9 protein-coding genes and 5 pseudogenes are annotated in these 11,464 nt (G+C 59.3%); 5 read left to right on the top strand and 9 right to left on the bottom strand.

The genetic code is table 11. The features are described from left to right. Positions 1–224 precede the first annotated feature (224 nt). From WN982_RS08805 to WN982_RS08790, 4 genes and pseudogenes are all read right to left on the bottom strand, one after another. Positions 225–1,223, bottom strand: coding sequence for an ABC transporter substrate-binding protein (locus WN982_RS08805; protein ID WP_341315322.1), 999 nt, complete (start codon positions 1,221–1,223; stop codon positions 225–227). Between the two features lie 253 nt (positions 1,224–1,476). After that, positions 1,477–1,742: pseudogene (locus WN982_RS08800) on the bottom strand (IS6 family transposase); the annotation flags it as partial. 554 nt (positions 1,743–2,296) lie between these two features. Beyond that, positions 2,297–2,431, bottom strand: a complete 135-nt coding sequence (locus tag WN982_RS08795) for an entericidin A/B family lipoprotein (protein ID WP_341315321.1) — start codon at positions 2,429–2,431, stop codon at positions 2,297–2,299. Positions 2,432–2,806: 375 nt separating this feature from the next. After that, positions 2,807–4,210 (bottom strand): IS4 family transposase, encoded by a 1,404-nt coding sequence (locus WN982_RS08790; protein WP_341312775.1) that lies wholly within the window; start codon positions 4,208–4,210, stop codon positions 2,807–2,809. A 455-nt stretch (positions 4,211–4,665) separates the two neighbouring features. Here WN982_RS08790 and WN982_RS08785 point away from each other — a divergent pair, with 455 nt between their 5' ends. Continuing rightward, entirely contained in the window at positions 4,666–5,340 is a 675-nt protein-coding gene (locus WN982_RS08785) for an SOS response-associated peptidase family protein (RefSeq protein WP_341315320.1), read from the top strand. On the opposite strand, the gene WN982_RS08780 is transcribed toward WN982_RS08785, so the two are convergent. Further along, positions 5,327–5,815, bottom strand: a complete 489-nt coding sequence (locus WN982_RS08780) for an FAD-dependent oxidoreductase (protein ID WP_341315319.1) — start codon at positions 5,813–5,815, stop codon at positions 5,327–5,329. The two genes, WN982_RS08785 and WN982_RS08780, sit on opposite strands and share 14 nt — an antisense overlap. Positions 5,816–5,991: 176 nt before the next feature. On the opposite strand from WN982_RS08780, the pseudogene WN982_RS08775 reads away from it, so the two are divergent. Together WN982_RS08775 and WN982_RS08770 are read left to right on the top strand one after the other, a co-directional pair. Then, positions 5,992–6,138, top strand: a pseudogene (locus tag WN982_RS08775) (VIT1/CCC1 transporter family protein); the annotation flags it as partial. Positions 6,139–6,378: 240 nt separating this feature from the next. Beyond that, positions 6,379–6,855, top strand: a complete 477-nt coding sequence (locus WN982_RS08770) for a hypothetical protein (protein ID WP_341315318.1) — start codon at positions 6,379–6,381, stop codon at positions 6,853–6,855. A 173-nt stretch (positions 6,856–7,028) separates the two neighbouring features. Here the strand turns inward: WN982_RS08770 and WN982_RS08765 are convergent, their stop codons facing one another. The 3 genes from WN982_RS08765 to WN982_RS08755 are packed head-to-tail and all read right to left on the bottom strand — an operon-like array spanning position 7,029 to position 10,281. Continuing rightward, the gene (locus tag WN982_RS08765; RefSeq protein ID WP_341315317.1) at positions 7,029–8,033 is read right to left on the bottom strand and encodes a tyrosine-type recombinase/integrase; all 1,005 of its coding nucleotides are present in this window, start codon (positions 8,031–8,033) and stop codon (positions 7,029–7,031) included. Beyond that, entirely contained in the window at positions 8,030–9,022 is a 993-nt protein-coding gene (locus tag WN982_RS08760) for a tyrosine-type recombinase/integrase (RefSeq protein ID WP_341315316.1), read from the bottom strand. The genes WN982_RS08765 and WN982_RS08760 overlap by 4 nt, the downstream gene beginning before the upstream one ends. After that, positions 9,019–10,281, bottom strand: coding sequence for a site-specific integrase (locus WN982_RS08755; RefSeq protein WP_341315315.1), 1,263 nt, complete (start codon positions 10,279–10,281; stop codon positions 9,019–9,021). The genes WN982_RS08760 and WN982_RS08755 overlap by 4 nt, the downstream gene beginning before the upstream one ends. 131 nt (positions 10,282–10,412) lie before the next feature. Between WN982_RS08755 and WN982_RS08750 the strand changes: the two are divergent. Continuing rightward, a pseudogene (locus WN982_RS08750) lies at positions 10,413–10,802 on the top strand (IS21 family transposase); the annotation flags it as partial. Positions 10,803–10,866: 64 nt separating this feature from the next. Here WN982_RS08750 and WN982_RS08745 read toward each other — a convergent pair. Further along, positions 10,867–11,052 (bottom strand): annotated as a pseudogene (locus WN982_RS08745) (IS6 family transposase); the annotation flags it as partial. Between the two features lie 10 nt (positions 11,053–11,062). On the opposite strand from WN982_RS08745, the pseudogene WN982_RS08740 reads away from it, so the two are divergent. Continuing rightward, positions 11,063–11,436: pseudogene (locus WN982_RS08740) on the top strand (DDE-type integrase/transposase/recombinase); the annotation flags it as partial. Positions 11,437–11,464 lie beyond the last annotated feature (28 nt).

Here is an 11,464-nt window from a genome sequence, read left to right as displayed (position 1 = left end):
CACACTTGCGGAACGCCTGTCCCGGTCCCAGCGCGTGAGAGCCCTATTTGCGCCGTCAAACAGATATATCGGTGCGGGAATCCTGAATCAGGTTCGCATGTCCGCCTGTTCGTTGGCGGACATGCAACATTCGGGACGATCGGTTTGCCAGTAGCCAGGATCTGGCGTTTCGGGGCCCGCGCCCGGCTTCGACGCATCACCCCGGACAAGGCTCGACGCTGGAATCAGATCTTGAAGCTTTCGAGGCTCGCGGGATGGAACAACTCACGCGCCTGAAGCCGGCGGCTGGACAAGCCCTCGGCATAATGCCGAGCAAGGAAGCGGTCGATAGTGTGCTCGTTCTCCGCAAAGCCGTACGGCCAGAAATCGAAGCCCATCAGCTTGCGCGCCGCCCGCAACTGGTCTTCGACGAACGGCAAAGTCACCTTGGTCGCACCGGTCTCGCTGAGCCGCTCGAGCGCGAGGGCCTTCGACTTCTCGAACGCCTTGGCGAGTGCACCCGGCAGCCACGGATGCTGATCGGCGAGCGTCTTTCTGACGCCGAGCGTGTGCATGATTGGAAACAGCTTCGTGCGCGCATACCAATCGGCGGCAGTCTTGTGTGGATCGTCGAAGAGATACCGAACCTGCGGATGGCCCTGGTCAAAGCAGGATGGCGCACGCGGACCGATGACGGCGTCGATCTCCCCCGCCGCCAGAAGCCTGGAGATGGTTTCGCCTTCGGGGGCGTCTTCCACTTTGATGTCGTCCGGCAGGTTCAACGAGATCTTCTCGACTCGGGAAGGATCTTCGTAGCCGCCGCGCACCCAGGTCACGTCGGACGCTTTTACCCCATACTCTTCCTCGAGAAAGAGCCGGACCCAGACATTGGCGGTGAGCTGGTACTCGGGTACCCCAATGCGCTTGCCCTTCAGGTCTTCAGGCTTGTTGATTCCCCGGTCCGCTCGCACGTAGATCGCGGTATGCCTGAACGCCCGCGACGGAAAGACCGGCACGGCGATATAGGGCGACGTGCCCGCGGCCATCTTGACTGAATAGCTGCTGAGCGACAGTTCGCAGATGTCGTAGTCGGCGTGCCGAAACGCGCGAAAGAAGATCTCCTCAGGTTCCTGCAGCATGAAGACCGGATCGACGCCGTCGATCTGAACATCCCCATCGACGAGCGGACGCATACGGTCATAGTTGCCAACGGCGATAGACAGCCGGAGCTTGTGATTTCCCATTACCTCTTCTCCTTGTTGCGGAACGATAGAAACGAAAGCGTCAACACGGGCCAGCCAGGCGGGCCGGGAGACCGGTTAAATCGCAATCAATTTATTCCATATCGCATGATCCTACTAAGGATTACATGTGTCAAGGATCATGGAGGACCATTGATCGGCGTGCCACGTTGACGGCAGCACAATCACGTGTCGTCGAACGGCACTGTCACGTTAAAGCGCGTGCGGCGCGTTAGCGAACATGGCACGCAATTGCTCAGAAACTGGACGGATTTTTGGTAATTTCAGTGAAATGATGCCAAGCGGCGAAGCGTGCGGCGAGCTGTTTTCGATAGAGCGAGGCGCGCAGCAAATGTCGTTTGAGTGTGAAGTGCTTCTGGATCGGACCGAAGCTCGATAAGAAAGCTTGCTTGCGTTCCGTTCGGGATCGCGAAATCCACGCATGCGCCGCTCACGTTCTCGCGTGGGCTGATGACTATTTTCGGCTCGATTATTGACCCGCGCGCAGGCTTTGACGAAGACCCAGTCAGCTATCCGCGATAGCTTGAAGACCGCTGGATTATAACGAAGCCGTGCAAACTGCAGCCCTCTGCACCGACAACCAAAGGCCGAGTTCGACCGAGATGAAATGGACACTGCCTTTCCTTTGGGGACGCAGGGTCCTACAGGAACGCAGAGGCCCTCCAGAACCGATCGGCATCAATGTGCCAGAGTGGAGTTTCGACACGTCCACTTGAGGAATGGAGGGCTCGAATGAATGCTACGACATACGGACTGGATGTTGCAAAGCAGATCTGATAAACGGAGCAAACCATGAATGCGAGGGAAGCCAGGTGAACTGAAGTTGAAGGAAGCGCAGGATCGGCGACATTACACCGGGTGACATCCACATCCTTGTTACCCGGGGCGGCGATGCGGATACGTCGGCAATCGAACTCACGGCACAACAAGACGATCACCGCGCAATTGAAAACGCGGCACCAGCACGGCGCCGCGTCTGCTGCGATGATTGGCAGCGAATGGGCTTGTTGATCTCTGCTCTTGACTTCGTTGGCGCGCTCCCTCAGCTGGCTTCCTTACTTGGGCTCTTGTGCCTCATTCTTGATCGCCTGGCCGCCCTTCGAAATGTCCTGGCCTGCGCCCGCCATCGTGCTGCAGCCGGCGAGAACTGCGGTACCAGCAATCAGCATCCATACAATCAATCGAATCATTTTCTTCCCCTTGTTCAAATCAGGATCGGAGCAGATTAATTTTAGACGATTTTGCCGTCGGTGCTGTCTGCTTCGCCTGTCGGCATCGACTGACGCGGTATCGTGACGTGGATCTGAGTGCCGCCGCTCGCAATCGCAGCGTCCCGGACGCAAACCGAAAGGCGGGATAGCGACTCTGATTGCGACGCGCCGCTTCGTCACGTTCCATGCAGGCCGAAGCTCAAGGCGCGACTCGAACCATGCAGAGTATATTGACCCTGTGACTGGCCGACGGTGACCGCTTTCTGTAAAGAACTCGAAATGACGAGTCATAGCCGAACGTCGACACTCACCTCCGCCCCTACTCTCAGGATTACCCACATCTCGTGATGTGAATCACCCGTCCTGGCTAAAGATCCGGTACATCTCGGTGATTTCGTGAAGGACCAGGAACCCTCGCCACATGACGGTGGGCCCGGGCGGGTGATCATGCTTACGGTTCAGATAACCGCCGAGTTTGGCGATCCACAGTACGACTTCGCCTAGCGAAGGCGTTGCCACCGGTGGTTTTGAGGTGCGGTTGGCGCGGCAGTAAAGCGCGCGCCATTCGTCGGGCTGAAGTAGCACTTCACACGACAGATCCGGGTCGGCCCGACCCAGCAGCGTGGCGTACATGATTCGCCAGCTGATCACTGCAAATAGCGCGGTCGCGCGGACGAACCGTTCAAGATTGCCGAACTGGCGCGCCTCGATCCGACAGCCGCTTTTGAGCACACGATGCCACGATTCGATCGTCCAGCGACGTGCATACCATTCGAGTCGTTCAAGTGCATCGCTCAGCGTGAGCGTGGGCACAGAGCTGAGCAGCATCCACTCGAGCGGCTCGACGCCCGCTGGCGGATCGGTTTCAAGTGCGTGGATTGCAAACACCTCCACCGGGGTGAGCCGGGCGCGCCCGGTGCCTTTGGTCGACGCTCTGGGTGGTGCAATCAGGCTGACCTGCGTGCAACGCAGCGTCAGACGCGCAATGCGCCGGGCCATGTTGCGGTGTGCCGGCAACTCCAGCTCGATTTCGCCCAAGGGGGCGCTCGCCGTCACCGTGTCCCAGAGATAACGCTCGGGGTGCGCCGTCCGACGGTCCCATGCCGCACGAATGAGCCAGTCTACGCCAGCAGGCCGCTCGGCCACGAACACTTCATAGACGTCGCTTTCGCGGTCGCCCACGCCCACCATGCGCGTATCGGGACATCGGGTCTTAAGGGCTGCCAGATGGTTCAGACCCTCAACCCATTTAACGCTTTCCTTGTCATTGAAGTCGCGCTTTGAGCGTTGACGCCTGCGGCCCAGATCTGCGTCATCGCGCACCCACGTCTTCATGCCCAGCACGCCGAGCGGCAGGCCTTCCGGTGTCACGGCCAGCAGGCTGTGCAGCATGAAGCCGCGCGACTGGTTGCCCGTGCCGTAGCCCAGGCCTTCGGTCGCGCCCAGATGCGTCAGGTTGAATTCGGTTGTGTCCTGCACCGCGAGCACGACTGGCACCTGGGTCATGCGCTTGAGCGTCTGGTCTACGTGAGGTGCAAGCACACCGTCCGTATCGACCTGGTCGTTATCGAAGAAGCGATAGGCCGCCTTGAGTTCGGCGGCATCCATGGAGCGTGGAAACGAGCAGTCCGGTGTGCTGGCAAGCCGGCGTGCCAGTGCAACGAGCCGATTCGTCAAACGGGCATCGCCCAGATTTGCCGCACCGAATTCGATGTCGGCCCAGTCGTCCTGGTCATCCTGATTCTCGGTCGAAGGCAATTGCGTCTGGTTCCTGTGGCGGTGCCTCAAGTTAACACCACCTCAAGCTGTTTACAAGCGCTATCCCGGCACAGATGTGGGTAATCCTGAGGCCCCTACTGGGGTCGTCGGCGCGCTGTTCAGGATTCCACGGGGGGTCGTGGAGCTGATGAGAAGGTGCGGACGAGTTTTGCGATGGCGTTGATGCTATCGGTCCGAGGTCGCGCCTGCTGCGGCCACGGCAGACTCCTCGCAGCGAAACGGGACGACGCGCGCGGGCAGATGCGCGAATGACGCTCGCGCGACAGTGGGCAGTAGGCAGCCCCCGAGACGGCCCGTGGCACGTCGGGAAACCAGACACCATTTGCCGGCCAGGTTGATCGAAGTATGACACCGTACAGACGGCGGTTTCAGATAGCGCGATACTTAAACGATGCGCTTTCGAAGCCCTCTGTGTCCACGTCAGGGAGAACATTATGTGCGTTCGCTATGTCCGAACCGGCTCCGGACCCGGATATGTCGCCCCTCTTTCGACCGACATCGACCAATTCCTCGAACTGCGCGACATCTATTCGCCGACGTGGAACGCCGCGCCGGGCACTCGACAGCTCGTCATTTACCCCGACTGCATCATTCGTAGTCTCAATTGGGGCTGTCGTCCACCCGGGTTCGTCCCCCTGCGTCTCCCCAAAATCGTCACCTCACGCGCGGAGAATGTCGCATACAGCCCGTTTCTGAAAGCGCTCTGGCGCTCGGGCCGTGTGATTGTGCCTGCGGACTCCTGGTACGAGTGGATCGGGACAGACGACGGTGTGAGGCAACCATATGCGATATTGCCGAAAAGGTCGGGGCCACTGTTCCTCGCCGGGGTGGCTAACCTGCAACCGGACAACGAAGCACACGATGATGACGGGTTCATCGTCATCACATCAGCGGCCAAATCAGGCCTGTTCGATGTGCATGGCAGGAGTCCACTGATATTCGCGGCTGACGCCGCCCGCAAATGGCTGGACCCAGCGACATCCGCTCGGGAGGTCGAAGATATCGCGCGCAACACGGCAGTGCCCGCCGAAGAATTCGAGTGGTTTCAGGTTAGTCCGGCAGTCAACCGCGTTGGAAACGACGGTGCGGAATTAGTCAAACCAGTTTGACAGGCGCGTCGTCAAGAGAAAACAGACTGCCCGGGCGGTTGCTTTGAAGCGCAGTTGTCGCGACGACGATATGGCGGGCAGTAATGCGGCGCCCGTCCTGCGCGATCACCACGGTGTGCGGATCGGCAATGACAGCGCGGCTTGGGCAGAGCGTGACACCGGCGTTCTCCAGCATCCCGACGTAGGCCGCGTTGAGCCGGTCGATCTCGCGGTTCTTGCGCTCGATCAGCGTTTCCCACGAAAAGCCTCTCGTCTCGACTTGCCATCCATAACCGGCGGCATCGACCAGGTCCTCGCCGTAGCGGGACGCGTAGACCAGCAGTTTCTTCGGCACGCAGCCGCGGATCACGCAGGTTCCGCCAATGCGGCTTTGCTCCGCGACCGCCACTTTGGCACCGCTGGCGGCAACCATCCAGGACAGCCGGACGCCGCCCGATCCCGCGCCAATGACAAACAAGTCGTAATCGAAGTCCATGGCAATCCTTGGTGATGGGATCGGCTGACATTCAAAACGTTGTTGTCGCCCGAGCACGGCGGTATGTCAATATCCGTCGACTAAGTGACGCGCCGCTACCGTAGCTACACAATCAGGCTGCTCCTGCGTCCACCCGCCATGAGAGAGTGCATCAACGTTTCCAATGTGGAGGAATTATGCCAGGGCGACATAAGGAACGGCACCGTCTCGAATCCATCAGCTGGTTGCGCGCCGCTGTGCTGGGCGCCAATGATGGCATTGTCTCGACGGCGAGCCTTGTCACCGGCGTAGCATCAGCACACACCGCTCATGGAAGCATTGTGCTCAAGGTCACCAGTTTCTGTCACGGATCGCCGTATCGGAGCCAATTGATGATCGGCGCATAGGCGCCACCTGCGCCGTGTAGCAGAACGCGGTTCGAACTTTCCCAACTGGGTACGCTTCGCTCTTTTTTGAGCGGAGCGCTCATGGCCAACCGGAGGTTCGAATTGTTTGAGTACCGCCAAGTCCTTGTCCGCATTCGGCAAGGTGATTCCGACCGCGACATAGCCCGCGCAGGGCTCATGGGCCGCAAGAAGCTCACCGCCGTAAGGCGCACTGCGCAGGAGCTCGGCTGGCTCGATCCGGCGCGGCAGCTGCCGCAAGACCCCGTGACCGCCGGTCAGTTCGGCCGCACACTGCACCTGCCCAGCACCTGCATGTCGACGTTCGAAACCTTTCGCGAGCAGATCAGCGGCTGGTTTGAGGCCGACGTGCAGGGCACCACGATTCATTGTGCGCTCAAACGCAACCACGGCTACACCGGCAGATATTCGGCGGTGCGGCGCTTTCTGAAGCATCTGGCCGTTGAACGCGGCGTCACCGCGACGACGATTCTGGACTTCCCGCCGGCCGATGCCGCGCAGGTCGACTTCGGCGCCGGCCCCGCGCTCGGCCACGAATCAGGCCACACCCTCAAGACGTGGTTCTTCGTCATGAAGCTATGCTGGTCGCGTCATCAGTACGTCGAACTCGTGTTCGATCAGACCGTCAAGACGTGACTGGCCTGTCACCGACGCGCCTTCGAGTGGTTCGGCGGCTACCCCGGGCGGATCCTCCTCAATTTTGTTGCCGGGAACAAAATCAATGTTCTGTGCCCGAGGCCGTTATGTGGCGATCGACGCAGATTTGTACTGCTGTCGGGAGGAGCGCGAATGTCTGGGCACATAACGAGCTACAGCGCGTTGAGCCATTCGATGAGTGCTTTGTCGTCCTTCCAAACTGCACGAGCGCGGGATGCCCCCGAATTAGAAGGACTTATTTCGCAGGCACGTAACGCTTCGGCCTTGGCGCGTAACGTCAGTTCAGCATAGCGATTGGTGGTATCGAGGCTAACGTGTCCGAGCCAACCACGAATGACGTTGACTTCGACACCGGATTCAAGGAGGTGGACGGCGGCAGTATGTCGAAACAGATGGGGACTGACATGTCGCGGCTGCGGACCGTCCGTGTCCCACGGCGCTGCATGTCGCCGCACTATCTTGTAGATACCAAAGCGCGTCAGGGGGCGGCTTTTTACTGCGCCGAACACCGGGCCATTGGGCAATGTGCGTTGTTCACCGAGCAGTTTCTGAAGACATTTTACCGTTTCATCCCAGAGCGGGCAGACGCGCCACTTGTCGCCTTTGCCGTGCAGATGGACCTTGGCTGGAGATGCTAAATCGAGATGTTCCCTACGAAGCTCGGCGACTTCCTGAACCCGGGCGCCCGTGTTATATAGAAAGAGCAACAGTGTTCGGTCGCGAAGTGCAAAACGTCCTCGCTTTGGCAGAGACCGAAACAATGCTGCCATCTCCTCTTGCTCGAGGTAATGGGTATCGGGCAATGATGTGCGCTTGACGGGAATCGCCGCGATTTGCTGGCACGCTGCCAACATCTCTGGCACGCGTAAGGCGAGGTACGCGTAGAAGGTATTCAGGGCCGCGCGCCGTTGGTTGCGGGTACGCGCGGAGTTGCCGCGCTGCTGCTCCAGATACTTGAGGAATGTCAGAACTCGCTCAAAGGTGAGGTCCTCGACAGTCAGGGAGGTAATTGAGGTGCGGCGTTGCTCGGATACAAAGCCCAGAAACAGTCGAACTGTGTCGCGATAACTTCGGATCGAACCTTGACGCAGGCCTTTCTGCACGGGGAGGTGATCGATAAAAAATGACTGTATCAATGAACCGAGAGATGGGTTCATGATGGGAGAACCTCCCTGAGAGTTGCCGCAGCGAATGCCTTGTAACGGCGGTTAGCCTGCTCAAGGAGCTCAGGTGTCGTCGACAAGTACACCGCTGTGGAGCTCACGTCGACATGCCCCATGAACGTCGAGAGCGCAAGGAGATTTGCCTGTGGATCAAGGCCGAGACGGTACCATCGTGTGAGTACGCCGACGGCGAATGCGTGGCGGAGATCGTGTAAGTGCGGATACGAGATGCCCAGTGGAATCTCAAGGTGCAGTTTGGGAATCAGGGCGTGAAAAGTCTGGCTGATCGTGCATGGGTTGATGGCCCGTCCACCACGTAAGCAGAACAGCGGACTCTCATCCTGAGCGGGGTATGTGGACGCTGTCTCGCGTTGACGCAAATGCTCGGCAAGCAATGCACCAAGCTTCGGGCCGAAAGGTACCAGCCGGCTCTTGTAGAACTTTGTTTCGCGGATGACGAGCAGTTGACGCTGAAGGTCAACGTCCTTGATTCGCAGCCTGCAGACCTCGCCGACCCGCAATCCGAGTCCGTACAGAACAGCGAAAATGACGAAATACGTGTCGCCTCGCCCTATGGTCCCGCCTTTGTCGGGAAGCATCCTGGCAAGCGCAAGCAACCTCCTGATCGACGCCGTGTCGAAAATGAAAGGCGTCCGTTCATATCGTGATCGGCGCGGTGGTGATCGCAGTGGCGTCGCGACAAGCTTCCCATGATTGACGAGATACGCGAACAACCTCCCAATCGTACAGCGCAGATGATTGTAGCTTCTCGGGTGTGGTCGCGGACGGGAGAGCAGAAACTCGTCCACGACGGTCGGAGTCACCTGGGAAAAGCTGCGGATCTGCTTGCGTAGCAGGTATGCGTCGAGTAGAGCGAGTGCTTTCTCTTCGACGTCGAAACGCCTGCCCAACGAGCGCTTGTAGCCGAGGAACCGTTCGATATCTGGACCAAGAAAGCTGCGGAAGCGAGTAGGAGATCTCATAGCACATCCTCCCCATCGCCTTGCGCAACATCGCGTAGTTGCTCGATTGCCAGCTTGCCGTAAATCTGGGTCGAAGAGATGCTTCGATGGCCAACATAGTCGCCAATATGCTTGAGTGAGAAATGAGCATTCAGCAAGTGCCGTACGCAGCTGTGCCGTAGTACGTGTGAGCCGGCCCGTGGAACGCTGATGCCTGCTTTGCGGATGAAGTGAGCAGCCCGGCACACCACGGCCGCGTGACCAATCGGAGCAAGCGGTGCCGACATGCGCATAAAAACCTCACGATGCGTTGTGACCGGTCGGCCATTCTTGAGGTAGTCGACGATCGCGGATCCGGCCACTGCGGAAAGCGGATAAGTGGTGGTGTTGCCTGCCTTGCGGTCCCGGATTCTAAACCGCTCGTTGCGCCAGTCGATATCGTCCAGGGTAAGCGAGGCAACTTCGCAGGCCCGCAACCCGTATGTAGACAGCAGCAACAACATCGCGTAGTCGCGCCTGCCACAGGGCGAACGCCGGTCAATGCTCGCCAGGACCTGTTCGACCTGATCCCAGCTGATAGATCGGGGGATACCTGCGTGTCGATATGATTGCGGAAACTCGACGAGCGGGCTCAGGTCCCGGGATACGACTCCTTCCCGATACAGATAGCGCAGCAGGACCCGCAACGTTCCGCAGGCGTTACGAAGCGTTGTCCACGCAACACGTGGGCCATACTCGGCGATGAACCCGCTGATTACGGTTGGCGAAACAGCCCGTAACCGGATGCCGTTGCGCTCGAGGTAGGTGGCAAACTGATGCAGATGGAAACGGTACTGGATAAGGGTACGCGGGCGAAGCCCCTTCTCCTCAACAAGAAACGCCATAAAATGCGGAGCCTCCCGTTCGAACGGGTTATCCGGCTTGTGTGGACGACCTGGGCCATCGTAACCGTCAACTACCAGGCGTAGCATCTGGCAAATAGGATTGCGAACCTCATGAGAGAACTTGCTCCGCCGGGCAGCACTGCGTCCACGCCCATGCCGACAAATCCAGGTTTGCACAAACGGTTCGACGTGATCGCTTAGCTGCGCGAAATCCCTCGCGCCGTGCGCCATTGCGTACTCCCCGAAGCTCATCAGCACGGGAACGCGATGCAACACGCTACGGGCCGTGTAATGAGCCTCTGTCAGCCAGGTGACGTATTGCTCAATCGCCGGAGCGAGCCAGGACGCACGAATGCGGTCGACGGTCTCTGGACGAAAGTAATAGTGCTCGAGCATGACAATCTCCCAAGGAAAGCGGGAAATCACCATGCCATAGCAAGCGCGTTATGTTGCCTTGCAGTGCAGCAGAGTCGCTCGCAACGCCTAGTTCAAGGCGAATGGCCACATAACGGCCTCGGGCACAGAAAATCGACAACGCGAAGTGCGCGATCATCAGGGCCTGCACGTACGATCCCGAAGTCCAGCGTTCCTACGCAGGCCTCGCTGACGGATACGGTTTCCGGATCGATGCCTGTCCGCCGCACGACCCGCAGAAGAAAGGCGTCGTTGAATCGGGCGTCAAATACGTCAAGAAGTCCTTCATGCCGCTGCGCACGTTCCGTGATCCGCCGGATGCCAACCGGCAGTTGCGCGAATGGATCATGCAGGAAGCCAGTGTTCGTGAACACGGCACGACACGCGAACAGCCCCTGGCGTGCGCCGCCATCGAGAAGCCGCTGTTGACGGCGTTGCCCGATGTACCGCCGGAGCTCGCCGCATGGTCCACGGTCACCGTTCATCGTGACGCTCACATCCAGCATCACAAAGGGCGTTGTCGAGTTGCTGAGCTTGAGGCGAAGCGATGGCAGGTGAGCCCGTTGTTCAGAAACCAGTCAACGGATTTTGGGCGAGTTCGGCGAATTCGCGCGACGCGACGAATCGCGCAGCGAGTTGTTTGCGATAGAGTGAAGCTCGCAGCAGATGCCGCTTGAGCGCGAAGTGTTGCCTGATCGGCCCGAAGCACGAGAGGAATTCCTGCGTGCGTCTCGGATCACGAAAGCCGCGCACGTCCCAAAGACTGACATACGAGACGATCCAATGCTGGTGCGCCAAGTTTGGCGCGGGCTTTGCTTACCGGGTGAAAGCGGTGCGGCGCAAGCCGGGCAGTACGTGGCACCTCGACGAGATGTTCGTTACGCTACGAGGTGAGCCTTACCTGTTGTGGCGTGCGGTCGATGAGCACGGCGTCGAACTTGACATCCTGCTGCAAAAGCGACGCGACAAGGCCGCCGCCAAACGCTTTTTCAAGCGCGTGCGCTGCGCTCGATCCCGGTGCCGCGCAAGATCGTCGCCGATCAGCTGCGTAGCTATCCGGCGGCAAAGGCCGAGATTCCGGAACTGGCGAGCGTGAAGCACGTGTTCGTCAAAGCAGCTGCCCGCATCAACAACCGGCGTCGCTTACGGCATGCCATCGAGCAGG

The organism is Paraburkholderia sp. IMGN_8 (genome assembly GCF_038050405.1).
Lineage (GTDB): Bacteria > Pseudomonadota > Gammaproteobacteria > Burkholderiales > Burkholderiaceae > Paraburkholderia.
The sequence above is the reverse complement of the archived record's forward strand: the minus strand, read 5'-3'. Positions and strand labels throughout refer to the sequence as shown.

Coding starts and splice junctions, on each gene's coding strand:
- WN982_RS08785 (WP_341315320.1), top strand. CDS start 4,666: ATGTGCGTTCGCTATGTCCGAACCGGCTCCGGACCCGGATATGTCGCC.
- WN982_RS08770 (WP_341315318.1), top strand. CDS start 6,379: ATGGGCCGCAAGAAGCTCACCGCCGTAAGGCGCACTGCGCAGGAGCTC.
- WN982_RS08755 (WP_341315315.1), bottom strand. CDS start 10,281: ATGCTCGAGCACTATTACTTTCGTCCAGAGACCGTCGACCGCATTCGT.
- WN982_RS08805 (WP_341315322.1), bottom strand. CDS start 1,223: ATGGGAAATCACAAGCTCCGGCTGTCTATCGCCGTTGGCAACTATGAC.
- WN982_RS08795 (WP_341315321.1), bottom strand. CDS start 2,431: ATGATTCGATTGATTGTATGGATGCTGATTGCTGGTACCGCAGTTCTC.
- WN982_RS08765 (WP_341315317.1), bottom strand. CDS start 8,033: ATGAACCCATCTCTCGGTTCATTGATACAGTCATTTTTTATCGATCAC.
- WN982_RS08760 (WP_341315316.1), bottom strand. CDS start 9,022: ATGAGATCTCCTACTCGCTTCCGCAGCTTTCTTGGTCCAGATATCGAA.
- WN982_RS08780 (WP_341315319.1), bottom strand. CDS start 5,815: ATGGACTTCGATTACGACTTGTTTGTCATTGGCGCGGGATCGGGCGGC.